General features: G+C 53.8%; 28 protein-coding genes and 1 riboswitch. All 28 genes read right to left on the bottom strand.

The annotated features are described in order from the left end of the window. Positions 1-34 precede the first annotated feature (34 nt). The 28 genes from ccsA to BCV73_RS17680 all read right to left on the bottom strand — a co-directional run bounded on the left by ccsA (position 35) and on the right by BCV73_RS17680 (position 25,003). Complete coding sequence (gene ccsA / locus BCV73_RS17545) at positions 35-1,297, bottom strand: cytochrome c biogenesis protein CcsA (protein WP_089548069.1); 1,263 nt, start codon at positions 1,295-1,297, stop codon at positions 35-37. Continuing rightward, positions 1,294-2,982, bottom strand: coding sequence for a cytochrome c biogenesis protein ResB (resB, locus tag BCV73_RS17550; RefSeq protein WP_089550298.1), 1,689 nt, complete (start codon positions 2,980-2,982; stop codon positions 1,294-1,296). Before resB ends, ccsA begins: the two co-directional genes overlap by 4 nt. A 2-nt stretch (positions 2,983-2,984) precedes the next feature. After that, entirely contained in the window at positions 2,985-3,509 is a 525-nt protein-coding gene (gene resA / locus BCV73_RS17555; protein WP_076170064.1) for a thiol-disulfide oxidoreductase ResA, read from the bottom strand. Positions 3,510-3,637: 128 nt separating this feature from the next. After that, a complete protein-coding gene (locus tag BCV73_RS17560; protein WP_076170063.1) occupies positions 3,638-4,378 on the bottom strand; it encodes a pseudouridine synthase in 741 nt (246 codons plus the stop codon). 21 nt (positions 4,379-4,399) lie between these two features. After that, positions 4,400-4,741 carry a peptidoglycan recognition protein family protein gene (locus tag BCV73_RS17565; RefSeq protein ID WP_076170062.1) on the bottom strand — a complete coding sequence of 114 codons (342 nt, stop codon included), beginning with the start codon at positions 4,739-4,741 and terminating at the stop codon, positions 4,400-4,402. A gap of 80 nt (positions 4,742-4,821) precedes the next feature. Next, positions 4,822-5,355 (bottom strand): spore maturation protein, encoded by a 534-nt coding sequence (locus BCV73_RS17570; RefSeq protein WP_076170061.1) that lies wholly within the window; start codon positions 5,353-5,355, stop codon positions 4,822-4,824. A 9-nt stretch (positions 5,356-5,364) separates the two neighbouring features. After that, positions 5,365-6,012 (bottom strand): nucleoside recognition domain-containing protein, encoded by a 648-nt coding sequence (locus tag BCV73_RS17575; protein WP_076170060.1) that lies wholly within the window; start codon positions 6,010-6,012, stop codon positions 5,365-5,367. Positions 6,013-6,047: 35 nt separating this feature from the next. Continuing rightward, positions 6,048-7,238, bottom strand: coding sequence for a D-alanyl-D-alanine carboxypeptidase family protein (locus BCV73_RS17580; protein ID WP_089548070.1), 1,191 nt, complete (start codon positions 7,236-7,238; stop codon positions 6,048-6,050). A gap of 158 nt (positions 7,239-7,396) precedes the next feature. Further along, entirely contained in the window at positions 7,397-7,864 is a 468-nt protein-coding gene (gene ytfJ, locus BCV73_RS17585) for a GerW family sporulation protein (protein WP_076170059.1), read from the bottom strand. A 121-nt stretch (positions 7,865-7,985) separates the two neighbouring features. Further along, positions 7,986-8,669, bottom strand: coding sequence for a DUF2953 domain-containing protein (locus BCV73_RS17590; protein ID WP_179232026.1), 684 nt, complete (start codon positions 8,667-8,669; stop codon positions 7,986-7,988). Between the two features lie 140 nt (positions 8,670-8,809). Beyond that, positions 8,810-9,409 (bottom strand): SMC-Scp complex subunit ScpB, encoded by a 600-nt coding sequence (gene scpB / locus BCV73_RS17595; RefSeq protein WP_076170183.1) that lies wholly within the window; start codon positions 9,407-9,409, stop codon positions 8,810-8,812. Further along, positions 9,378-10,172: a segregation and condensation protein A gene (locus BCV73_RS17600; protein ID WP_076170057.1), complete on the bottom strand. Its 795-nt coding sequence runs from the start codon at positions 10,170-10,172 to the stop codon at positions 9,378-9,380. Before BCV73_RS17600 ends, scpB begins: the two co-directional genes overlap by 32 nt. A 124-nt stretch (positions 10,173-10,296) precedes the next feature. Further along, positions 10,297-10,764, bottom strand: coding sequence for a 6,7-dimethyl-8-ribityllumazine synthase (ribH, locus tag BCV73_RS17605; RefSeq protein ID WP_089548072.1), 468 nt, complete (start codon positions 10,762-10,764; stop codon positions 10,297-10,299). A gap of 20 nt (positions 10,765-10,784) precedes the next feature. Next, the gene (locus tag BCV73_RS17610; protein WP_076170055.1) at positions 10,785-12,026 is read right to left on the bottom strand and encodes a bifunctional 3,4-dihydroxy-2-butanone-4-phosphate synthase/GTP cyclohydrolase II; all 1,242 of its coding nucleotides are present in this window, start codon (positions 12,024-12,026) and stop codon (positions 10,785-10,787) included. 56 nt (positions 12,027-12,082) lie between these two features. Continuing rightward, positions 12,083-12,748, bottom strand: a complete 666-nt coding sequence (locus BCV73_RS17615; RefSeq protein ID WP_089548073.1) for a riboflavin synthase — start codon at positions 12,746-12,748, stop codon at positions 12,083-12,085. Between the two features lie 101 nt (positions 12,749-12,849). Beyond that, positions 12,850-13,959, bottom strand: coding sequence for a bifunctional diaminohydroxyphosphoribosylaminopyrimidine deaminase/5-amino-6-(5-phosphoribosylamino)uracil reductase RibD (gene ribD, locus BCV73_RS17620; RefSeq protein WP_089548074.1), 1,110 nt, complete (start codon positions 13,957-13,959; stop codon positions 12,850-12,852). A gap of 414 nt (positions 13,960-14,373) precedes the next feature. After that, a riboswitch (FMN riboswitch) is annotated at positions 14,374-14,545 on the bottom strand. Between the two features lie 184 nt (positions 14,546-14,729). Then, complete coding sequence (locus BCV73_RS17625; RefSeq protein WP_076170052.1) at positions 14,730-15,161, bottom strand: peptidylprolyl isomerase; 432 nt, start codon at positions 15,159-15,161, stop codon at positions 14,730-14,732. A gap of 224 nt (positions 15,162-15,385) precedes the next feature. Next, a complete protein-coding gene (gene lysA, locus BCV73_RS17630; RefSeq protein ID WP_076170182.1) occupies positions 15,386-16,717 on the bottom strand; it encodes a diaminopimelate decarboxylase in 1,332 nt (443 codons plus the stop codon). A 116-nt stretch (positions 16,718-16,833) separates the two neighbouring features. After that, on the bottom strand, positions 16,834-18,543 hold the full coding sequence (locus BCV73_RS17635; RefSeq protein WP_481855840.1) for a spore germination protein: 1,710 nt from the start codon (positions 18,541-18,543) through the stop codon (positions 16,834-16,836). A gap of 67 nt (positions 18,544-18,610) precedes the next feature. Next, positions 18,611-19,033 (bottom strand): stage V sporulation protein AB, encoded by a 423-nt coding sequence (locus BCV73_RS17640; RefSeq protein WP_076170051.1) that lies wholly within the window; start codon positions 19,031-19,033, stop codon positions 18,611-18,613. Further along, on the bottom strand, positions 19,030-19,671 hold the full coding sequence (locus tag BCV73_RS17645) for a stage V sporulation protein AA (protein ID WP_076170050.1): 642 nt from the start codon (positions 19,669-19,671) through the stop codon (positions 19,030-19,032). Before BCV73_RS17645 ends, BCV73_RS17640 begins: the two co-directional genes overlap by 4 nt. A gap of 121 nt (positions 19,672-19,792) precedes the next feature. Continuing rightward, positions 19,793-20,548 (bottom strand): RNA polymerase sporulation sigma factor SigF, encoded by a 756-nt coding sequence (gene sigF, locus BCV73_RS17650; protein WP_089548075.1) that lies wholly within the window; start codon positions 20,546-20,548, stop codon positions 19,793-19,795. A gap of 11 nt (positions 20,549-20,559) precedes the next feature. Beyond that, positions 20,560-21,021: an anti-sigma F factor gene (spoIIAB, locus tag BCV73_RS17655; protein WP_076170048.1), complete on the bottom strand. Its 462-nt coding sequence runs from the start codon at positions 21,019-21,021 to the stop codon at positions 20,560-20,562. Further along, positions 21,018-21,371, bottom strand: a complete 354-nt coding sequence (gene spoIIAA / locus BCV73_RS17660) for an anti-sigma F factor antagonist (RefSeq protein WP_076170047.1) — start codon at positions 21,369-21,371, stop codon at positions 21,018-21,020. Before spoIIAA ends, spoIIAB begins: the two co-directional genes overlap by 4 nt. Positions 21,372-21,462: 91 nt before the next feature. Continuing rightward, positions 21,463-22,650 (bottom strand): D-alanyl-D-alanine carboxypeptidase family protein, encoded by a 1,188-nt coding sequence (locus BCV73_RS17665; RefSeq protein WP_089548076.1) that lies wholly within the window; start codon positions 22,648-22,650, stop codon positions 21,463-21,465. A 272-nt stretch (positions 22,651-22,922) separates the two neighbouring features. Continuing rightward, complete coding sequence (locus tag BCV73_RS17670; protein ID WP_089548077.1) at positions 22,923-23,747, bottom strand: purine-nucleoside phosphorylase; 825 nt, start codon at positions 23,745-23,747, stop codon at positions 22,923-22,925. Between the two features lie 14 nt (positions 23,748-23,761). After that, complete coding sequence (xerD, locus tag BCV73_RS17675) at positions 23,762-24,676, bottom strand: site-specific tyrosine recombinase XerD (RefSeq protein WP_089550300.1); 915 nt, start codon at positions 24,674-24,676, stop codon at positions 23,762-23,764. A gap of 93 nt (positions 24,677-24,769) precedes the next feature. Next, the gene (locus BCV73_RS17680; protein WP_089548078.1) at positions 24,770-25,003 is read right to left on the bottom strand and encodes a DUF4227 family protein; all 234 of its coding nucleotides are present in this window, start codon (positions 25,001-25,003) and stop codon (positions 24,770-24,772) included. Between the last annotated feature and the right edge of the window lie 159 nt (positions 25,004-25,162).

The following is a 25,162-nucleotide window of genomic DNA, read 5'->3' on the forward strand; positions in this document are numbered from 1 at the left end:
TCCAGTTCAATCTATATAAATTGTCATAACTGGATCAGTTTGTACCCGCATAGGAGTGAAGTCCGGCAATGACCAGGTTCACGCCGACGAGGGTAAACATGACTACCAGGAACCCGAGAACCGACAGCCATGACGACTGGCGCCCCTGCCAGCCTCGGGACAATCTGAGGTGCAGGTAGGCACTGTAGAACAGCCAGCAGATGAGCGCCCACACTTCTTTCGGATCCCATCCCCAGAAGCGTCCCCAGGCCACCTGAGCCCAAATCATTGCAAAGATCAAGGCGCCGAGCGTAAAGATCGGAAACCCGATGGCGATCGCACGGTAGCTGATCTCATCCAAATCATCAGGGTCGATCCCGTCCAGGAACGGAGAGGCCGCACGTCCAAGCGGCTTGCGCGCGATCAACCGGAGGATTCCGTACAGGATAATGCCGGAGATCACCGTCCAAATTATCGTGTTGAACTTGCGTCCCGCGTTGATCCCGTTCATCCAGGACGGAGCGCTGAACAGCGGCTTCGTCATGCCGAGGAACGGCTGATAGCTTTCGACCTTGCTGTGGTAAGGCGCTACGATCGGCGGCAGCTTGTATTCGACGGTCTGCGTAACGCTCGCCGTTTGCCCGGCCGTTCCGGAAGCCTTCGTCTGGGTGAACACGGATTCATAACCGGCTGCACGGAAGGCAAAGACCGTAATGATAAACGAGATAACCAGAATGATCGAGAAAAATACGATTTCGACCCAGCGCTGCTGGCGTCTGTCCTTTTTATCCGTGCTGCTGAAATTCACCGTGCGCAGCAGGTACATAAAGCCTGCCGCAAATGCGATCGCGAAGAACGACTCTCCGGCCGCCGCCATCGTGACGTGGATTTTCAGCCAATAGGACTGCAGCGACGGAATCAGCGGCTGCACCTCCTGCGGAAACACCGCGGCGTATGCCATAATGATGATCGTGATCGGAACCGCGAACAAGCCGAGTATCGTTTTGCGGTAAATGAGATATACCACCGTAAACGCCACCATGACCATCATCGAAAGGAATGACATGAATTCGTACATGTTGCTGACGGGAATATGTCCGCCGCCCGCCCACCGGGTAAAGAAGTACGTTAGCTCCAGCACCAGGCCGAGAGAGGATACCCCGAACGCAATATTCCCCCACTTCCTGCGGTGCGACTCCGGATCCCTGTTGCTCCACCGGCGGCCCATAATGGCGACCGCGAACAGGATGAACGCCGCGCAGTACAGGAAGAATGCGACGACGAACATGTTGCTGCTGAAATTTAACAATCCACTCATGAGTGATTCCCTCCGTTATCCAAGGACTTCTCGTCCACTTCCAGATTCATTTTGCGAAGTATTGCCGCAATCTCCCGGCGGATGCCGAACCAGTTCTTGTTGGTATGCGCACCGAGGGTCAGGTTCCCGTCGTCAATCCGCAGCCAGATCCGGCGGTGCTGCCAATAGAAGCCGAGTACAAGTCCAAGCATGACGATGGCTGCGCCTACCCAGACAAAAGGCATCGCTTTGTCCACCCGGATGTTCAAATAGGTGGTCGACATCGATAAGTCCACATTTCCCATTCCTTTGACATCCAGCTCAAGCGGAACGCTGCCGCCGTTCATTTTGGCGTTTATGGCATCCTGCTGGAAGCGCTCCTTGTCGATTTGTTTCGGGAAATAGAAATAATGTACGCCTTCGGCTGGCAAATTCGGCCCTTTAATCAGGAAGAGAAAAGCCGGCGCGTTTGGATTCGGAGTTTTCGTGACGGGCTGACCGTTCTCGTCCAGCCCAAAATCGTTGTACTTCTCCTTCAACTCAAGCGAATATGGCCCTACCTTGTAGTTCCGCTCTGGATCCTTGATCTTCAGCTGGAACGTTCCGTAATCTTTGCCGGTCTTCTTGTCCACCAGGGAAGGCTTGACCGAACGGAGGACCGGTGTCAAATCGTAGTCAAACTGATAGGCCTTCAGGCCTTTGTAATCCATCGGGTCATTAACCTCAATATTGTGATGGTCAACGGCCTTCAGCGTAGGCTGTTTGGACGGATCATTGCAGTTGGCCGTACACTCGTACAGGGTCGCCTGCGTCTTGAACAGTTTTGGAAGCACCTTGTTTTTGCCCTGAAATTCCTTTGGCAAATCTTGTTCCGAGTAATATTCAACCGTAAACTTCTCGTTCTTCAAATAATACGACGTATTCGGAATGTGCTTGATTTCGCCTTCTGGAAAAGCGACATGCTGATCCATGTGCAGACCGGGCAAGCCGCGGGCCAGCACGGCCAGCAGGAAAATGATCAGCCCGATATGGATGACGTATGGTCCCCAGCGGCTGAAGCGGTACTTTTCTGCGAGTAAAGCGTTATCCAAGGTATGTACACGGTAGCCTCTTTTCTTGATATGGACGGATACCTGCTCCACCCATTCCTTGGACTCCAGCTCTATCGGTCCCTGATACACCACGCGCTGACGGGTCAGGAACTGCTTATGCTTCAAAATTCTTTGCTTGGTAAGCGCTTTGTACAGCGGCAGCACCCGGTCCAGGCTGCAGATGACCAGCGACGCGCCGATCATGACGAGCAGAAGGACAAACCACCAGGATTCGTACGTATGCGACAGGCCCAGCTTGTAATAAATCAATCCGGGCGTGCCGTAAGTTTCCTTGTAGTACGTTGAGGGATCGATGTTCAGAAATGTGTTTTCCTGGGGGAAAATCGTCCCGAGCATCGATCCGAGCAGGGTCAGGATAATCATGTATACGGCGATCTTTACAGACGAAAAGAAGTTCCAGATCCGGTCTATGAAATTCGGGTTGGCACGCTGAGAGCGTCGTGCCATCCCGTCATAGCGCATCTCCAGAACTTCGTTGGACTCGCGGTCTTGTTCTTCCAATGGCCTTCCGCAAGCCTCGCAGAGCACCGTCCCCACGGGGTTTTGGTGCCCGCACTCGCACTTGGTGTTCTTGAATGCAATAACTTCCTTCATCATCAGGAATTCACCAACTCTTCAATTTGCTGATCGAGAGTTTGCAAATCCAGCTGTCCCAGATGGATCTTATTGATCTTCCCGTTAGGCGAGACAAAAAACGTCGTGGGCAGCGGGGATATTCCGTAGGATTGAATGGCGTCCTTCTCGGGATCCAGCATTACCGGGAAGCTGACATGGACCTGCTTCACAAAATTTTCCACGGCCATTTTGTCCTCACCGGCGTTGATGCCAACGATGACGACATCCTTATCCTTCCACTTATCATACTGGGCCTGCAGGGCGGGCATTTCCTTCACGCATGGTTCGCACCAGGTTCCCCAGAAATTGACAACAAGCGCCTTGCCTTTATATTCATCGAGCGTATGAACCTTGCCGTCCAGCCCGAGCAAGTCAAAGTTCGGCGCCTTACTGCCTTCCGTCGGTTTGCCATTAGAGCCCGAAACCTGTGTCGTAATGGCGTAACCGCCCAAAATGACAATCAACAGCAGGATAATGATTTGAACCTTTTTTCTAGATTTACCCATGCCAAAAGCTCCCTTTCCATGACAAATCACATATTTTAAGCGCAGAGTTTGAACAACCTATGAACAATTATAGCGAAATAATGTCACAGGTGCTCCGGGAGTATTTGAAAATTATGTGTCCTTCCGTTCTATCTTTTGTTTAAATTTCCCGATTTAGCCATATTTAATAAACTTTGTACTTCATCCTTTGTCAGATGGCGGTACAAGCCCCGCTTCAAATTGTGCAGCAGCAGGTCGCCGAACGCCACACGTTTCAGCCGGATCACCGGGTGCTTGATCGCATCAAACATCCGTCTGACCTGCCGGTTGCGGCCTTCATGAATCGTGATGCTGATTACGGCTTCGTTCTTCTCCGTGTCGATATCTTTATATTCGACTTCGGCAGGGGCCGTCATACCGTCCTCCAGCTGAATGCCGGCTTTGAGCTTGTCCAGGTCGCTGCCATGCGGGATCCCCTCCACCGTCGCCAGATACGTTTTGGGCACATGATGACGCGGGTGAGTCAGCAGATTGGCAAATTCGCCGTCATTGGTCAGCAGCAGCAGACCTTCGGTATCATAGTCCAGACGGCCGACCGGATAAACCCGCTCTTTGATGCCTTTCAAATAATCGGTTACGATTTTTCGTCCTTCCGGGTCGGACGCGCTGGTAATAACCCCTTTCGGCTTGTTGAACACGATGTAAATCTTCTGCTCGTGTTTGATCGGTTTGCCATTCACCTTGATGATATCTTGATTCGGGTCCGCCTTGGTCCCCAGCGTGGTTACGGTTTCCCCGTTAACTTCCACTTTGCCAGCCAGAATCAATTCTTCGCACTTACGGCGCGAAGCGATACCGGCCTGCGCTAACACTTTCTGTAATCTCTCCATGTTCAATAGGTCACCTCAACCCTAATGATAACCATCAACCGGATAAATCACAAGTTCGTTCCATGGAAAATCCGCTCCTGGGCAGGTGTCGGAGTGAGGATACAAATAGAGGGGGGAAATGTTGTAGCGGCGTGCCAGCTCCATAATAAGCTTGCTGGCAACGAACAGCTGCTGTTTTTCGGCAGCGCGAAACAGGGTGTATTCGCGGTTGAAATCACCCTGGAGGCAAATATGGATATGGGACGGATCGGTGACGTAAGGGGAAGAAACGACCGAGGCATCCTCCCCGATCCAAAAATCATACCCTTTTCCGTTGATGGAAGGGCATACGGAATGATGAATGATAAAGCCTTCGAATGTCATGCGGATCACCTCATTTAAACTAGCCTGAGCTTGGTACAGTATATGAGGTGTCCATGAAACCGTTCCACACGGCTGGCCGGTTATCCGAAGAACAGCAGGCAGACGGCAATAGCTGCTGCAAATCCTACCGCATCCGATAAGAGACCGACCTTAAGCGCATATCGCCCGTTGCGGATTCCGACCGCACCCAAATAAACAGTGAGCACGTACAGCGTCGTATCCGTACTCCCTTGAATCGTTGAAGCCATCCGTCCGATCATGGAATCCGGGCCGTACACCGAGATCAGATCGGTGGCGAATGCGAGGGACCCTGTTCCTGTCAGCGGCCGCAGCAGACCCAGGGGCAATATTTCGCTCGGAACGCCCAAATGCTGAAGGAAGGGACCTGTCCAGCCCACAAAAAAATCAAGGGCCCCTGAGGCCCGGAAAATACTGATCCCTACCATCATCCCGACCAGGTTAGGAATGATTTGAATGGCCGTTTGAAATCCCTCTTTGGCTCCGTCGACGAAGGACTCGTACACCGGCACCTTCTTGGTAAAAGCATAAAGGGGAATAAACGCGATTAGTACGGGGATCGCCCAGGCCGATATCAAATTGATGAACGCCACCATACGCCCTGCTCACCCTTTCAGCTCGGATTGGGAGGAAGAAACGGGACCCGAGTGCACCGGCGGCTTCTTCGGCCTGCTGCGCATAAATTTGCGCCGGTACCAGCGGTCCATCACGATGGCGGCCAACGTGGCCACGGCGGTCGCCATTAGCGTTGTGCCGACGATATCCGTCGGATTGGCGGACTGATAGTTCATCCGGATCGCGATCAGCGTTGTCGGAATCAAGGTGATGCTGGCCGTATTGAGCGCCAGCAGCGTGCACATCGCCGGGCTGGCGGCCGTCTTATCGGGATTCAGCGTCTGCAGCTCCTGCATCGCCTTGATGCCCATTGGCGTGGCTGCGTTGCCTAGACCGAGCAGATTCGCGCTCATATTGGACAATATGTAACCCATGGCAGGATGGTTTTTCGGTACATCCGGAAATAAAAAGGTGACGATCGGGCTCAGCAGCCGGGCTATTTTTTTCAGCAGACCCGAATCTTCCGCAAGGCGCATCATACCGAGCCAGAAGACCAGCACGCTGATTAACCCGAAACATACTGTCACCCCGGTCTTAGCCCCGTCGAAGGCCGCAGAAGTGACCAGTTCAATCTTCCCCTGGGCTGCTGCAAAACCGAATCCAATCAGAATAAGCCCCAGCCAAATCGCATTGATCATTTCGTATCCCCTCTCCCCAGGTTGTTACGTTAACATCAGGCCCCAGGCTGAAGCAGACGCTTCAGCACTACGCTGAACCATTGTCCCCAATTGCTTTTGTGAACGGGTGCCATCGTCTGCTCGGCAGCTGTTCCGGACGCCGTTCGTTCCGGCAGCACGCTTCCTTTTCTGTAGACCGGGATTTCTCCGATCTTTTCCCCTTTCAGCGACACCTCGATTTTCCCTCTCAGCCCGAATCTCAAATCCGGTGCTCCTTCCTCCGCTTCAGGATAGAGCACCAGCTTCTTGTTGACCTGAGCTTCCTCGCCATCGGCAAAAGGGTACTGGAACGTTTGGCTGACGACCAAATCCTGACCCTGTACCGACTCCCCTTTTTCGGTCAGCTGTTTCAGCGGGTAATATTCAAACCCGTAATCCAGCATTCTGCCGTGGTCGTTCCAGTCGTCCCCGTCGTTCAGTGTCACGGCGACCAGCTGCTGGCCGTTGCGGGTTGCCGAGCTGACCAGGCACCGGAACGCCTTTTTGGTATAGCCGGTCTTGACCCCGTCCGCTCCTTCATAAAGGCGGAGCATTTTATTTTTGTTATCCCATTTGTAGTCCCAGGATTCATTCGGATTCGGAACCTTCTTCGTCGGCGTCTTCACGATTTCCTTAAAAACCGGATTATGCAGGGCATATGCCGTCAGCTTGGCCAAATCGTTGGCCGATGAATAATGGCCTTCCTCGTCCAGTCCGTGCGGATTCATAAAATGCGAATGGGAAAGGCCCAGCATACGGGCTTTCTCGTTCATCAAATAGACGAACCCCTCCACAGAACCGCCGACGTGCTCGGCAATCGCCGTGGCCGCGTCATTGCCTGAACGCAACATCAGTCCGTACAGCATATTTTCCAGGGTCATTTCTTCCCCCAGCTTGAGATAGATGGAAGACCCTTCTTTGCCAAAGGCGTTTTTGCTGACCTTCACTTCGCTGTCCAGCTTGCCATGCTCAATCGCTACGATCGCGGTCATGATTTTCGTCAGGCTGGCGATCCGGAGCTCATCGTCCCCGTGGCTGGAATACAGCAGCCTGCCTGATGTGACATCGATCAAGGCTGCGGCCTGAGCGTGGGTGCCGAGAGCGGGTAAATTTTTCGCGGCCGATGCCCGGCTTGTACCGGCAAAGCCGCTGGCGATGAGCGTGATGACCGCAATCCAGCTCCATATTCGTTTATGCTTGATCCACATGTTATCTTTCCTTTCGGTTCGGAAAATCTTGTACAAGTATATGCTTGGCCTAACTCGGGTATGCCAAACGTGCAAACCAGAAAAAATCGATGCCCTTTTTCAGAAACCGTTTCTTCACAAAAAATCCCTCCCGGCTGACGGAAGGGATTGGCACAGGCTTAAAACAATGAAGGATTGATCTCCGAAGTCGTCGTTTGGGCTGGATTGACAGCACCCGTTTGCGTATTCGTTTGGAACATCGACGTGATTTTATCCACCATAGACGGTGCGGAATCAATTAATTTCTCGAATAAATGCGTTTGATTATCGAGCGGAACGATATTCACGCCTGCTTTGCCGACAACGAGAAACGCGATCGGACGAATCGAAACTCCGCCGCCGCTGCCTCCGCCAAACGGCAAGGACTTGGATTCATGTCCGGGTGCCGCGCTCACGCTTTTACTGATATCATCCGCGTTAAAATCACTTCCCCCTGCGGCAAAGCCAAAGCCCACCTTACTGATCGGAAGGATGACGCTGCCGTCAGGAGTTTCTACAGGGTCGCCGACGATTGTGTTGACATCAACCATGCCTTTGATGTTTTCCATCGCAGTCTGCATTAAGCCTTGAATCGGATGCTCTGCCATGATGATTCCTCCTAGTGTGTTGATAATAAGCTCTGAGCCACAGATGTTAGCTTGCCCATATCCCATAGAAGTATGTAGCTCGGCCTGCGCGACCGGTACCGTTAAATTAAGTAAGCCTTTGTTATCGCAGAACCTGTTTGGCCAATCGGAACCAATGGATCGGACCTCCCGGTACTTTGAGAATTCGGGCCATCAGCATAATGCCGGCATACAAGGCATAACCGCAGGATATGCGGGCGACGCAGGACAGCTCGGTGGCAAACTGCGGCTCATCCTTAAACACCGGAACGACAAAGAGCCTTGGATTGTTTCGCATGCGTACTTTAAAGGAAAGCCAGCCCACAAGGGTCGTTTTGAGCCCCCACACGGTTCCCGTTGCAATCGCAGTCCATGCTGCATCGCCGGTTGATAAATTGGTAGACCAATCCAGCTTCATAATGTTCACATGCTGCATGGTACGGTAAAACCATTCCTTTAACGAAGCCGTCGACCGGAGCATAATCCTCACTTCATCTGCCCAATGGTCCAGCCGTCTTTTGTTAATATGCGCTTTTCCGACGGTTTGGCCGTTACGGAAACTGTTTTTGCTCTCAAGCCGGAGCATAAAGCCCTTTTTCATATTGGCAAACACCAGGGAAGGCATTTCATAATGCATCTTTACGATTCCATACAGCATCTTGACGTCCAATACGGCCTTGTCATCCTTATTGTGCTTGCTGTACCATAATGTAATGGTAATGCTTGACATTATGACCGCAACCAGAAGAATGATCAGGAGAACAATAATGGCGACTACAATCCACACGTATAAACCCCCAAGTCTGTCCATAAATCTTCCTGTGCATAGTATGGCATTCCCCAATGGAAAAGATTCGGCCACAAGCTTTTTTTGAACGCCAAAGACCCACCCGGGGAATCCGGATGGGTCTTGTTGTTTATGCAGTTTTACGGCACATCGTCAAACGTCAGCTGTTTTCCGTCCAGCTTCTCGAACAAGAGCTGGGTTTCTTCCTCCAGATTATCCGTATCTTCAAAAATAGCCGGCTCCGGGAGCGCCTGAATATTCGGCAGGCCAAAGTAATCGAGGAACGACTTGGTCGTACCGTACAAAATCGGACGTCCGATCGCCTCCGCCCGTCCCGTCTCCTCGATCAGGTCCTTGTTGACCAGCGTCTGGATCGCCCGCTCGGATTTGACGCCGCGGATCTCTTCGATTTCCACCCGGGTAATCGGCTGCCGGTAGGCCACGATGGCCAGCGTCTCGAGTGCCGCCTGCGACAGCGAGGATCGGGATGGGGAATAAGCGAGCCGCTCAAAATACGGGGCGTGATCGGGCAGCGTAGCCAGCTGATAGCTGCCGGCAATCTGGACGACCTGGATCCCCCTTTTCTCCCTGACAAAATCCTCCTTCATTTCCTCCAGGGCGTCGGTCACCAGCTCGGGACGGTGCTCGACGACCTCGGCAATCTGCTTGGCCGTCAGCCCTTCATCCCCCGCCAAAAAGAGCAGACCCTCAATAATCGATTTCAATGTCGGAAAGTCCATTCGAGAGACCTCCCCCTTTCCATTCCATCACAATGTCGTCGAACAGCTTTTCCTGATAACAAATAATTTGTTTCATCTTCATCAGTTCCAAAATGGCCAGAAACGTCACGACGATTTCATGCCGTACCATCTCATCATGCAGCAGCTTGGAAAACAATAGCTTGCCGCCGGGCCCGCTGGATTCCAGGGCATTCACCACCTCGCGGATGCGATCCTTCACCGAAATTTCGTCCCGCTGGATTTTGGCGTAGCTGGTCCGCTTCGACGCCTTGCGCAGCGCCTTCTGAAATGCCGCGACCAAATCGGAGGCGTGCAGGCCTTTGACCGGATTGTCCGACACGCGCGGAACCCACGGCGTCAAATCCTCGGGCTCCTTGGAGTAGATCAGGCTCCGTTCAAATTCCTTTTCCTGCAAATGCTTGGCAATCCCTTTATATTTGCGGTATTCGATCAGCTTCTGCACGAGCTCCGCCCGCGGATCGATTTCTTCTTCTTCATAAAAGTCAAACTCGTCCATTTCAAATACCGGAGGCTTCGGCAGCAGGAGCTTGCTCTTGATCGACAGCAGCGTGGCCGCCATAACCAGAAACTCGCTGGTGATATCCAATTCGAGCTCCTGCATGCTCTGCAAATATTCCATATATTGATCGGTAATCTCACTGACGGGGATATCCTGGATGTCGATTTCCGCTTTGTCAATCAGGTGCAGCAGCAAATCAAGCGGACCTTCAAACGTCTCCAGCTTATATAATACGGTGTTCACGGCTTATCCTCCCGTCACATAAAGTACGCCCGCCAAGCGGGGCTGTGTCCCAATGGGCCCGTAAGGCACTTTGCGGACATAAAAAATGCAGTACCCGGAAAAAGGGTACTACATTAAATAAGCACTATTTTAACTGTTTCGTCAAGTTGGCCATTTCAATTGCCGCCACCGCAGCATCGTATCCTTTGTTTCCGGCCTTCGTTCCGGCCCGTTCCACCGCCTGCTCGATGTTCTCTGTCGTCAAGACGCCGAAAATGGTAGGAACGCCGGTTTTCAGATTGATCGCCGCCACGCCTTTGGCCACCTCGTTGCACACGTAGTCGTAATGGGAGGTTGACCCCCGGATAACCGTGCCGAGCGTAATGACGGCGTCGTACTTGCCGCTTTCGGCCATCTTCTGGGCAATCAACGGGATTTCGAAAGCGCCCGGAACCCACGCCACGTCCACTTCTTCTTCCTTGGCGCCGTGCCGCTTCAATCCGTCGAGTGCGCCGCCCAGCAGCTTGCTGGTGATAAACTCATTGAATCTTCCAACCACGATGCCGTATTTTAATCCTTCGGATACCAAATTTCCTTCATAAATGTGTGCCATGCTTCATCAGCCTCCTGTAATTATTCGGTAGTCGTCGTCAATGAATCGGGCTGCTCAAACTTCAGCATGTGCCCCAGCTTCATTTGCTTCGTATGCAAGTAGTTCTCATTATCCTTATTGGCCTGCATTTGGATCGGCACGCGCTCGACGATTTCCAGCCCGTAGCCCTCCAGGCCCTTGATTTTGCGCGGATTGTTCGTCAGCAGCCGAATTTGTCGAATGCCGAGATCTTTCAATATTTGAGCTCCGATGCCGTAATCGCGAAGATCCGCGGGGAATCCGAGCTTCAGGTTGGCATCGACCGTATCAAGGCCCTCTTCCTGGAGCTTATAGGCTCTCAGCTTGTTAAGGAGCCCGATGCCGCGTCCCTCCTGGCGCATGTACAGCAGCACGCCGCGGCCTTCTTCGTTGATCTGCCGGAGTGCGGCTTCAAACTGCGGGCCGCAATCGCAGCGATGGGAATGGAACACGTCCCCTGTCAGGCATTCGGAATGGACGCGGGTGAGCACCGGCTCCCCGGATGCGATGTCCCCTTTGACGAGCGCCAAATGCTCTTTATTGTCCACCGCATTCGTATAGGCGACGACCTGGAACTCGCCGAAGTCCGTCGGCATCCGCACCGAAACCTCGCGGGTAACGAGCTTTTCCTTATTGTTGCGGTACTGGATCAAATCCTTGATGCTGATCAGCTTGAGGCCATGTTTCTTGGCGATCTGCACCAGATCCGGCAGCCGTGCCATCGTCCCGTCCTCTTTGATAATCTCGCAGATCACCCCGGCCGGGAACGATCCGCTGAGACGGGCGAGATCCACCGCCGCTTCAGTATGGCCGGCGCGCCGGAGCACGCCGCCGGTTTTGGCAATCAGCGGAAACATGTGGCCGGGGCGCCGGAAATCGGCTGCGGTCGCTTCCGGATCGGCGAGCGCTTTGGCGGTCAGGGACCGCTCATAAGCGGAGATGCCCGTCGTCGTCTCCTTGTGGTCGATGGAGACGGTAAAAGCCGTGCCGTGATGGTCCGTATTGTTCGATACCATCGGCTTCAGGCCGAGCTCAGCGGCTCTTTCCTCGGTAATCGGCATGCAGACCAGTCCGCGTCCTTCCGTGATCATGAAGTTGATGACTTCAGGCGTTGCCTGATCCGCCAAGGCGATAAAATCGCCTTCGTTCTCGCGGTCCTCGTCGTCCACGACGATAACGACCTTGCCTGCCGACAAGTCGGACACCGCATCTTCAATGCGGTCAAACACAAAATCCTCCTTCATGGGTTTCCCTCCTATTCCTGCATGGGCTTATTGGCCTGTCTGTCCTCTTGCCTGCCTCATGCAAATCCGTGTTGTGCTAGCAGCTCCATGCTGATTCCCGAAGGTTCAGGACGTCCGTTCCCTTCCCCTGTTCGGTAGTGAAGCAAATGGTCCACATATTTTCCGAGAATGTCGCATTCCAGATTCAGCGCACTTCCAGGCTTTTTGTCTGCCAGACTTGTCTCCGCAAGCGTATGCGGGATAATGGAAACGGTGAATGTCTTGGCGCTCGTCTTGACTACCGTCAAGCTGATGCCGTCCAGGGTAATAGATCCTTGCGGGATGATGTAGCGGAGCAGAGCGGTATCTTCCGGCTCCACTTCGATCAACACCGCATTCTGATCCCGGTCCATCGCCCGGATCGTCCCCGTCCCGTCGGCATGTCCCTGCACGATATGTCCGCCGAAGCGGGCACCCACCTGCATGGCGCGCTCCAAATTCACCCGGCTTCCGGCCCCCAGCGATTTCAAGTTGGAGTGGCGGTACGTTTGCGGCATGACGTCCACCGCGAACGAACGGGCTCCAATCTCGACAGCCGTGAGGCAGACGCCATTGACTGAGACGCTGTCCCCGATTTTGAGATCGCCCATAATCCGGGAGGCCTCAATATGCAGGATCATCGCTTCCCCTTTGCTGGAGACACCCCGCATGACGCCGACCTCTTCAACCAAACCGGTAAACATCGCAACCGCTCCTTTCTGTCCTGTAAAGAAGTATTTCATACGATTCATATCGTTAACCGTGTGCAGCCTTAAAAAGTTAAGTATCGTTTTTCCGGATCAGGTCATGCCGGCCAAACCGGCTTTCCGCTGATACAGACGTTATCCCCGAGCACTTCGGTCTCTACGTCTTCCAGCCGGACGGCGTCCGCCATCTTGTCGGCGCCACGCAGCGAGAAGTTGACGGGGGCCGCCGGACCTCCAACGATTTTCGGTGCGAAATAGAGCACGATCCGGTCGATCAGCCGGGTCTCCAGCAAGGCACCGTTCAGCCGGCCGCCGCCTTCCACCAGAATCGAACCGATCTCACGTTTGCCCAGCTCCTGCATCGCCAGGCGAAGATCGACCTGCGGGCCTGATCCGCAGCGGATCGTTTCTACGCCGATCTTCTTAAGGGCTTCCGCCTTATCCAGATCGGCGCGTTCCGTCGTCAAAATGACGGTCGGCGCAGCTCCATCCCGAACCACCTTCGACTCAAGCGGTATCCGCAGTAAGGAATCGACGATGATCCGCACAGGATTCAGACCGATGGCGCCCTGCAGCCGGGTGGTCAGCTGCGGATTGTCCGCGATCACCGTATTTACACCAACCATAATCCCTTGATGCCGGTGGCGGAGCGTATGAACCTGCTCCCGGGCCGCTTCGTTCGTGATCCATTTACTGTCTCCCGATTCGGCCGCGATGCGCCCGTCCAGCGTGCTTGCTGTCTTGACCGTCAAATAGGGAAGCCCGGTTGTAATATACTTGATAAACTTTTCGTTCAAGCGGCGGGACCTGTCACCGAGCAGCCCAACCTCCACCTCAATCCCGCTTCGGCGGAGCAGATCGATTCCTCTGCCCGCCACCTGGGGGTTGGGGTCTTCGCAGGCCACGACGACCCGCTTCACCTTCTCGCGTATGAGGCGTTCGCTGCATGGCGGCGTTTTTCCGTAATGGCTGCAGGGCTCCAGCGTTACATAGACCGTACTCCCTTCCGCACGGTCACCCGCCATATTCAGCGCATGTACTTCCGCATGAGCGGTTCCCCGCTGCAAATGCGTTCCAAGCCCAACCATAGCCCCGTCTTTAACGACAACGCAGCCGACAACCGGATTGATTCCGGTCTGACCCTGTGCCCGCTCCGCCATATCGAGCGCAAGCGCCATATAAAATTCATCGTTGATGATGCCGTCCATTCATCTCCCCCCTTGTTCGGAATCGGGACATCCCCTCAAAGCTAAGTCTCGGCTTCGAGCGCTTTGCGGATACTTCGCATGTTGGAATTTCCATGGTAAATCACTATACCATGCACAGCTTTGGCTCCGCGCTGTTCAAACCGGTACTCTCCAGGGATCCCTAGGTCTTTGTAAAAAAGCAAAAAGCCCCGGGATGGCTTAAACCATCCTCGGGGCTGTGAAAGACAAGTCAGATACACTCCAATAAGGCTGCAGAATCCCAAAAATCAGGATCAGCCAAATAAGTCATCGGTAACGTAAAGTCATCAGTAAACAGAAGCCGTCCCTCCAGGGACAACCTTCTACTATGTGAAAACAACCACGTACACGTGACATCTTATTGGACAGCTGCACTCCGAACTGAAGTGCACGCTTTCTCTCCTTCTCCCATCCAGACTATACTGTCGGTCCCGGATTTGCACCAGGTCCACCGTACGCTAATCGTCAAACGAAGCGTCCGGGTCACGGACTGAGACGGGCGCCAGAACTGATCGGCTGCCGCGTCATCACCGCCGGTAGGGAATTTCACCCTGCCCCGAAGGATAAAACCAATATCAATATGCAATTGTCAGATGGAATGGCTGCCTAGTGGAAGCCCCATCTATACTAGGAAATGTTAACACTGCCTCGGCAAAAAATCAATACGCCCCTTTTCCCGGCCCTGAACAAAAAGCCGCTTGTCCCTCTTTGAAACAGGGAAAGCGGCTGATAAATCGTGCGCGACTCGCAGATTAAGCTTCGTATACTTCGACCGTCTTCATCACGTCGCGGCCTTGGAACGCGTCGACGTATTCCATGCCCTTCGTCACTTTGCCGAATACGGTATGCTGTCCGTCGAGATGCGGCTGCGGCTGGTAGCAGATGTAGAACTGGCTTCCGCCGGTGTTGCGGCCGGCATGTGCCATCGCCAGCGATCCGCGCTCGTGTTTGTTCGGGTTGATTTCGCAGTTGATTGTGTAGCCAGGGCCGCCGGTACCGGTGCCGTTCGGGCATCCGCCCTGCGCAACGAATCCCGGAATGACGCGGTGGAACACCAGACCGTTGTAAAAACCGGAGTTTGCCAGTTTTTCAAAGTTCGCCACCGTGTTCGGAGCGTCTTTTTCAAACAGATCGAGCAGCACTTCGCCGCCGTTTTCAAGAGTGATTTTTGCTTGCTTGGCCATTATGTCAATGACTCCTTTCATGTCTTTCCTGAGTGTTAACAGACATCTTCTAGTTTACTATGAAATCCCGGGCGAAGCAAAATAATTCCGCATTTCTCCTCGTTCTATAAACGCGCAAAAGGACCCCTCTGCATTCCCCAATACAGAGATGATCCTTTATACTGCGCACCAATTCATTTACCAGAGGCGCTGGCGAACAGCGCCTGCCCCCTTAATGCATCTCCTTACTTAAGCACAGCCTGCTTTGCGATCCGCTCAGGAATGACATCGTGGCCGATGATATCCTGAAGGCTCTCGCGGCGAACGACCAGGTCGCTTTGACCTTGGTTCACGAACACGACCGCCGGTTTGCGGATCCGGTTGTAGTTGCTCGCCATCGAATAATTGTAGGCCCCTGTGCACGAAACGGCGAGCAGGTCACCGTTATTGACTTTCGGAAGCTCTGCATCCCAAATCAGCATATCGCCGCTCTCGCAGCATTTGCCGGCTATGGACACGGTTTCTTCCGGCTTGTCGTTGGCACGGTTGGCCAGCATGGCCTCATACTTCGACTCGTACAGCGCCGGGCGCGGGTTGTCCGTCATGCCGCCATCCACGGCCACGTACTTGCGCACACCCGGAATATCCTTGCTGGTGCCGACGGTGTACAAGGTTGTCCCCGCATCGCCCACGATGCTGCGGCCCGGTTCCACCCAAATTTCCGGCAGCTCGCTTCCCCACTCGGCAAAATGCGTTTTCACCGCGTCGGTAATCGCCTTCACGTACTGGCTGACTTCAAGCGGCGTGTCGCCTTCAACGTAACGGATGCCAAAGCCTCCGCCGAGGTTCACTACTTTGAACTGCACGCCCAGCTGTTCTTTGACACTCTTGGCAAATTCGGCTACACGCTGAACCGCCATCTGAAATCCGTCGACCTCGAAGATCTGCGACCCGATATGGGAATGTACGCCGAGAAGCTCCAGATGCTCCTGAGCGGCAGCTGCTTTGACTGCTTCAAACGCAGAGCCGTTACCGATGTCGAAACCGAATTTCGAGTCGGTTTGGCCGGTTGAAATATATTCATGCGTATGAGCTTCAACCCCTGGTGTGACGCGGAGCAAAATGTTGACCTTCACCTTTTTCTCAGCCGCCACCGATTCCAGCACATGCAGCTCAACAAAATTGTCTACGACGAAGCAGCCGATGCCGGCGTCGATCGCCATTTCCATCTCTTCCACCGTCTTGTTGTTGCCGTGGAAATGGATGCGCTTGGCCGGGAAGCCTGCCTGAAGCGCCGTGAACAATTCGCCGTCGGACACGACGTCTAGGGACATGTCCTCTTCCTCTGCGATCCGGCACATGGCCATGACGCAGAACGCCTTGCTGGCGTAAGCCACCTGGAATTTCAGTCCGGACGCGCGGAACGCATCGACGTATTCGCGGCACCGCGTGCGGACCAGCTCCTCGTCGACGATATAAAGCGGCGTACCATACTGCTTCTTCAGCTCGGTAACGTCACAGCCACCGATTTCCAGGTGACCGTCCGCATTGATTTTACTTGTACCATGTAGAAACATATTATGCATCCCTTCGCTTTCCTTGGAAATGTAAATATTCCATGTGAACTTTTACATCAGTATACCAGACAAGGGAAGAGAATGAATGGATTTTTTTGCACAACATTTGTGTTTTCCTACGACTGTTCGCGGTTGTCCGGGTTCTTCGCCATCCGCGTATTATCCCTCGTTTTGTTGAAAGACGGCCTTTTCTTGCTCTCAAGCACCGGGAAGCGCAGCAGCACTTCAGACAGAGCCTTTGCATTAAAAGGTATAAACGGCCATAGATAAGACGAGTTGTAAGACCGGTGCAGCGTTAGCAGCAGGATCAGCAGCGTCGTCCCGACAACGAATCCCTGCACTTTGAAAATGGCCACCGCGACCAGCAGCACAAGCCTCACCATCCGGTTGGCCAACCCCAGCTCATAGCTCGGCGTGGCGAACATGCCGATGGCCGCTACGGCCATGTATAAGACGACCTCATTGACGAACAAGCCTGTTTTCACCGCGATATCCCCGACGAGGATCGCTGCGATGAGGCCCATGGCCGAAGCCAGCGGGGTCGGCGTGTGCACAGCGGCCAATCGTAGGAGATCGACGCCGAACTCGACCAGCAGAAACTGGGCGATAAGCGGAATTTTGCCCGTATCGTGCGGCCCGATGAAATTTAATTCCGGAGGCTTCAGGTGCGGATCGATCACAAGCAGCATCCAGAGCGGAAGCAGAAACATGGAGGCGAAAATGCCCAGAAACCGGACCCATCTGAGGTAGGTTCCCATAAAGGCCGTCTGCCGGTTCTCTTCGGCATGCTGGCACAGGTCGAAAAACGTAGTCGGCATGACCATCACGCTCGGCGAGGTGTCCACGAACACCACTACCCTGCCTTCCATGATATGCGAAGCGACCACGTCCGGTCTCTCCGAATATCTGACCAGCGGATACGGATGCCATCCCTTATTGATAATCGCTTCCTCCAGCTGTTTGTCGCCTTGGGGAAGCCCGTCGATGTCGAGACTTTTGATTTTTTTCCGGATGGAGTCCACTTGAACCTTATCCACAATGTCGTCGATATAGGCAATACAGACGTCCGTCCGCGTCCGCCGCCCGACCTGCACCAGCTCGCTTTTGAATCCGGGGTCGCGGATCCGCCGCCGCACAAGGGCGATGTTGGTAAGCAGCGTTTCGGTGAACCCGTCGCGTGCACCCCGCACCACCCGTTCTATACTTGGTTCTTCGGGACTACGGACCGGATAATTCCGGGTATCTAAAATGATGCACGCCCGTTCTCCCTCGATGAATAGAGCGGACATCCCCATCAGTACTTTATTGACTGCCGCGCTGAGCTTGTCGACAATCTCGACCTGAATATGCGGGATGTAAAATTCAAAAAAGGACTTAAGCGCATCCGAAGTAAGCTGGTCGGCGGACAAATAGGTAAGCCGCTTCAGTATTTCCAGCATGATGTTGTCTTTGGCAAAGCCGTTAATGAAGAACAATCCCGTGTTCTGGCCGGCGAGGGTCATTTCGCGAAACACGATGTCAAAGGATGAACCCAGGCCCACCACTTCCTTGAGCGTGTTTTTGGTCGTCTCCAGGCTTTCCGGGATGACATCCTTATCCTGCCAATAGATGATGGATTCCTCGACCGTATCGGACCTTTCCCGGTCGCGTTTTTCCTGCATCCGCTTATCTTCTCCGCCGTCACCCGCTGCCTTATGCTCATCCTCAGCCTGTTCTTCACCGCCTTCACGCCGGCTCGCCGTCCTCCGGGGCTCCTTCCCCTCCTCCGACGGATGAGAAGCGTCTTCCTTCTTTTCTTTCGATTCGTCCCCGTACTGCATGATCATCGCAATACCCGCAGGGTCCTCTACGTTGATTTCCTGATCCTTGTCATCTCTCACGAAGCGTTCCTCCTTACTTTCTGTAAACAAACCAGTCAAACAGGGAACCCGCCACTTTTCCCGTGACCATCGCCATCAAAAAACCAAACAAGTAGCGGGTCATCTGCAGCCTTTTAGCCAAAATGGGCAGCACGTTGAGCACTTCGGTGAGCGCGGCGGCCAGCATACCGACGAATATCCCGTTAAACAGCCCGATCAAGAGGCTCGCCAGCGGTCCCAAGGATAGTTTCCAGTTCCAAAAGTCAAACACGGTCCCGACCAGCGACCCCGTTACCATCGCCCCTTCGTACCAGTGAACCCGGTTATAGGATGAAGTCAGTTGAGCCAGCCTTGGAATCATGTCGAGGACGATGAACAGCGCGATAACGCCGCCGCCAACCGCAATTCCCCCGGCAATCCCGAGCAGTATTTGGATGAACCAGCCGACCAGAATCAAGACGAATCCCCCTGACGGCTCGCGGTTTTCATCCGTTTATATTCCTCGGCAACGACGTACTGGTCGATATTTTCCTGGTACAGAAACATTTCCACTTCCAGCGGGGTCGGCTCCTCGTTCCACTTCTTTTTGAATAAATGGTTGAAGAAAACGACCATGCCAAATCCGATGCCGAAGGAATAAGCCGTCTGGAACAGGTAGGGATGCTCATCCCGGCGGCCGGTCACCATTTCCACCGTACGGATTTGCACCTCCTGCATGTTCACGTCCGCATGGAAATTCATGATCGTCAGCGCTGACCCGAAGAAAAGGAGGAGCCAGACGAGGAGGAATAGGATCAGTGACGGTTTCTTCTCCTTTTTTACCACTTCCACCAGGGAGTGCTTGTTTCCCATCGACTCTATGCGGACGCCCGGAATGAGCTCCTGGATCTTCGGTATGATGTGCATCATGTCAATTAACAACAAATTTCCATCCCACTTATGGGGATGAACCAGCTCCAGGCTGCGGAGCGAAGATTCCCACTCGGGGTCGCATAAAATCCGGGCGATGTGGCCGAGGGTCACGACCCTTCCATGGGAAATCGGTACGCGGCTGCGCAGCTGCAGGTAGACCGTAGGCAATCCGTGATCAGACATCCAATCACTCCTTTTGCTGCTGAATTACCGTTAGTATAGGAAAAAGGTCTACTTTCTAGTCCGATTTGCATCGCTGCCCAAAAAAAGGAACCGCCTTCCCATACGGAAGACGGTTCCTTGTTCACTGGGCAATCTGATCGCGGATCAGCTGCAGTATTTTTTTCTCGAGGCGCGAAACCTGTACCTGGGATATCCCGAGCCGGGTGGCTACCTCCGATTGGGTCTGGTCGCGGTAGTACCTTAAATAGACGATCAGCTTTTCCCGCTCCGACAGGCCGTCGATTGCTTCGTTCAGCGCCAGTTTATCAAACCAGCGTTCCTGGGATTCGTCGGCGATCTGGTCCATTAGCGTAATGGGATCCCCGTCATTTTCGAACACGGTCTCGTGGATCGAGGTCGGCGGCTTGTTGGCCTCTTGGGCGAACACAACTTCCTCCGGCGTCACCCCAAGCTCCTCGGCCACTTCCTTGACGGTCGGCAGCCGGTCCAGGTGCTTCGACAGCTCGTCCCTTTTCTTGCGTACCTTGTTGGCCATTTCCTTCAGCGACCGGCTGACCTTCAGCGTTCCGTCATCGCGGAGAAAGCGCTGGATCTCGCCGATAATCATCGGAACAGCATAGGTGGAAAACTTGACGTCATAGCTTAAATCGAATTTGTCGACCGATTTCAGCAGGCCGATGCATCCGATCTGGAACAGATCCTCGGGTTCGTACCCCCGGTTCATAAACCTTTGCACGACAGACCAGACGAGGCGGATGTTGCAGTTTACCAGCGTATCGCGGGCCAAGCTGTCCCCGGTCTGGCTGAGTGCGATCAGACGTTTGACTTCGGCATCATCCAAATAAGTCTGCGAACCTTTCTTCACATCAGCATCCATGCGCCCAACCCCTAATTATACAAAGCTTTCTTAGATTCGATCCTCTTCTTCATCTTGATTGATGTTCCGGAACCGGGCTCGCTGGATACCTCGAATTCATCCATAAAGTTCTCCATGATCGTAAAGCCCATGCCCGACCGTTCCAGCTCCGGTTTCGACGTATAGAGGGGCTGCTTGGCAAGCTCCAGGTCTTCGATGCCTCTTCCCCGATCCTCCACGGTCAGCGTGACGGTATCTCCCACAATTTCCGCAGTGATCGTGACGATCCCCTCGGGATCGCTGTCGTACCCGTGAATGATGCTGTTGGTCACCGCTTCGGAAACGACCGTCTTCAGGTCGCTCAGCTCATCCATGGTCGGGTCCAGCTGTGAAATGAAGGCGGCCACCGTCACACGAGCGAACGATTCGTTTTCCGACTTGGCTGCGAATTGGAGCGTCATGAAATTGCGTTCCATGGCCTTTTCTTTACTCATGACACGACCTCCAGACCCGAGAGTGCATGACCCTCGTTATCGTAAATGGGCATAATTTTGAACAAGCCGGACATATCGAGCAGCCGGTAGACGGTAGGATTGACGTCGCACACCGCCATTTTGCCGCCCTTGGCCTTGATCAGCTTATACCTTCCGAGGATCACACCCAGGCCTGAGCTGTCCATGAACTGTAAATTTTTCAGGCTGAGCACCAGATGGTCTGTCAGTCCGCGCTGGATCGTCTCATCCATTTTCATGCGGACATGGTCAGCCGTATGGTGATCGAGCTCTCCCGATAAGCGCACAATCAAGATGTTGCGGTGATGCTCCATTTCCACTTGCAGATTCACGTTTGCTCACTCTCCTCCCTGTCATGAACAACGATTTCTACGGAGTAAAACCGGATTCCTGCATCACGACAAAACTAGAAGAAAACCGCTATCAATCTACAAGAAACAATTTTGATGTCGTCCGTTTAAACAGCTTCCACCATCCGGCCTTGCCCACCGTCTCCGGCGACTTCAGCTCGAATTCCTTCAGCACCTTGCCGCCTTCATAGACGACCAGTTTACCGAGAACCTGTCCCTGTTGGACCGGAGCCTTGATCTCCTTCGGAACGACCATTTCGTGGCGGATGTCCGCTGCCTTGGCGTTTTTCTTTGTCAGAACGCTGTAGGTTTGTCCGGCCTTCAAAGTCAGTTCCTTCGAATTGCCCTTGTTCACCTTCACCGTACCCATCACGTCACCCGGATTGAAAATGGTATGCGTGCTGTACTGGGCAAACATATAGTCGAACATTTTGGACACTTCTTCGTTCCGTGTCTTGGTGTTAGGCTCGCCCAGCACCACGGCGATCGCTCTCAGGTTGCCGTTCTTGGCCGTAGCCGAGAGGCAGAACTTCGCCTCGGAGGTATACCCCGTTTTGAGACCGTCGGCCCCAGTATAGAAGCGGACCAGCTTGTTCGTATTCACGAGCCAGAAGGGCTTTTCGGAATCTTTCCGTAAATAATCCTGATAGGAACCAGTGTATTTCGTAATTTCCGAATGCTTCAACAGTTCACGGCTGATCACCGCGATATCGTGCGCCGAAGAGTAATGGTTCTCGGCAGGAAGCCCGTTACAGTTCACGAAATGGGTATCCTTCAGCCCCAGCTCCTGTGCCTTGTCGTTCATCATTTGGACAAAGGCCTGCTCCGTTCCGGCGATTTTTTCGGCCATCGCCACCGAGGCATCGTTGCCGGATGCCATTGCGATGCCCTTGAGCATTTCGTTGACCGTCATCTCTTCACCCGGCTCAAGGAATATTTGCGAACCGCCCATCGATGCCGCATATTCGCTCGTCCGGACCATATCGGTCATTTTCAGCTTGCCCTCGTCGATGGCCTCCATGGTCAGCAGCATGGTCATAATTTTCGTAATGCTTGCCGGCGGAAGTTTATCATGGCTGTTCTTCTCATAAATAACCGTTCCCGTATCCGCATCCATAAGGATGGCTGACCTAGCATTCGCCGCCAGCTCCACGCCCGGAGCCTGACCGCCTTTTGGCGCTTCTTCGGCATACCCCAGATAAGGCAGCGCCACCGTGGACAGCCCGAAGGACAGCGCGAGCGCCAGTATCGTTTTTTTCAAAATAAGTCCCCTCCTGACCTATTGTATAGATTGAACTAAAGCTTCTTCATTGAACTTCCTGTTATTAAGGCCTGATACGGCCTATAACTTTCGTTTCTTTAGTTCATGTCTATATGGTTCAATTGAAATGGTTACTGTCTTTCAGTTTCGTCAGGATCACAGGAAAATATTCCATGCCAGGGGCGGCTTACGCCGAATTATTTTTGAAAAATGCAAAAGCCCCCGCAGGATCACTCCTGCGGGGGCTGCTTTGAATAAACGGGGCGTGCATATTACATATGAGGGATGACCGCAAGCACCAGGCCGAGGAACTTCTCGCGGACTCTTTCGGTCGTTTCCATGACCTCTTCATGGGACAAAGGCTGGTCCAGAATGCCCGCCGCCATGTTGCTGATGCAGGAAATGCCGAGCACTTCCAGGCCGGCGTGCCGGGCCACGATCGTCTCCGAAACCGTCGACATGCCGACAGCGTCTGCACCCAGCGTGCGCAGCATACGGATTTCGGCCGGCGTTTCGTAGGTCGGTCCAAGCAGACCGGCATATACGCCTTCGCGAATCGGAATGTTCTTCGACGCGGCCGTGTCCTTCAACAGCTGGCGAAGCCGCCGGCTGTACGCCTCGGACATATCGGGGAAGCGGACGCCAAGCGCAGGGTCGTTCGCGCCGATGAGCGGATTCCGGCCGGTCAGGTTCAGATGGTCGGTCAGGACCATCAGGTCTCCCGGCTCGAAAGCCGTGTTGATTCCGCCGGCCGCATTGGTCACCAGCAGGCTCTTCACGCCGAGCTCTTTCATGACCCTTACCGGGAAAGCCGTCACTTCCGGGCCGTAACCCTCATACATGTGGAAGCGTCCCTTCATTAAGACGACGCTTCGTCCTTCAATCGTACCGAGCAGAAGCTCTCCCGCATGGCCTTCCACCGTCGACACCGGAAAATGAGGGATATCCTCGTAGGCAATGGATATGCCGTCCTGGATCAGGTCAGCCAGTATTCCGAGACCGGAACCGAGTATGAGGCCCACTTCCGGTTGAACGCCTCCCTTGCTCTGGATAAAGGCGGCTGCCTCTTGAATTTGCTTCAGCTGTGTCGTTGACATGCGTATAATCTCTCCTAATCGGTATTGGAATGATCCCGTCCACGGGGATGGTGCTCTTCATAAACGTCCTTCATCGTTCTTTTCGTACTTGTGGTGTACATTTGAGTCGTCGCCATATCGGCATGCCCCAGCATCTCCTGTACGGAGCGCAGATCGGCTCCGTTCTCCAGCAGGTGCGCGGCAAATGAATGCCTGAGCGTATGCGGCGTAATCTCGCCTTCAATCTCCGCATCGGCGGCGTATTTTTTCAACACCTTCCAGAATCCTTGGCGCGTCAGGCGGCTGCCGGTCAGGTTCAGAAACAGGGCTCTGTCGTCCGAGGAGGTTTCCCGTACGAGCGGATCCCGCATTCCGGTTATATACTCCTTGACCGCCCCGGCCGAAATCCCATTGATCGGAAGCACCCGTTCCTTGCCTGCGCTGCCTGTGCAGCGGAGGAAATGCATGTCCAAATTGACATCGTCCACATTCAGGGAGATTAGCTCCGATACTTTCAAACCGGTACCGTAGAGCAGTTCCAGCATGGCTTTGTCCCGAAGCCCCTGCGGTGCGGAAACATCGGGGGCTTCCAGCAGCCGGTTCACTTCCCCGATGGACAAAACTCTTGGAGGCTTCTTCTCCAGCCGGGGAGCGTCGAGTCCAAGACTCGGATCCTGCCGGATGACGGATTCCCGGATCAAATAATGAATAAAAGACCGCACGGAAACCAGCTTGCGGGCGAGCGTAGCCGGGGCCATGCGCTCCTGCTTCTTCAGGTTCAAATACATTTGGATATGCGTCCGTTTGACCTGATCCGCCGAGTTCAGCCCCCGTTCCTCTACAAATTCCACAAACTGACGGACATCACGGGTGTACGATTCAAGTGTGTTACTGGACAGCCCTTTCTCCTCACGGATGTACCGAATGAAGGGCTGTACATACTGCATCATGTTGTGAAACAGCTCCTTCGGGTTCATTTTGGATTGACGTATCTTCGTCCTGTTCTACTTCGACAGCAGGGCGGACGTCCCCTGCCGGAGGCATTATTCACCGTACCAAAAATAAAAACGGAGCCTGTCCCCCATCCGCTCACCATCCTGCTTCCCGTCACCGGACTGGAACGCCTTGACGGCATGCCCCTCCGGAATGCGGTAATGGTCCACCGGCGTGATCCATGCGGTGAACAGGGTCAGCACATGGTAGAACATATAGGCCAAAGAAACGAACACGATCAGAAACTTTAGCACGGACAGCCATTTTCGCAGCGGAATGATCATCCCGGAAGCACCTCACATTCTTGAAGGAGACGCCTCTCCTTCCCGTTCATCCTTGCTATATCCAGCATATGAACGTTTGTCCTTATGTATGCCCCAGGACGCCCCGACCAAAAAAGCCCCCTTCCGGCAGCATGCCGGGCAGAGAGCTTTGATCGTCAA

It is taken from the genome of Paenibacillus sp. SSG-1 (assembly GCF_002224835.1).
GTDB classification, from domain to species: domain Bacteria; phylum Bacillota; class Bacilli; order Paenibacillales; family Paenibacillaceae; genus Paenibacillus_AQ; species Paenibacillus_AQ favisporus.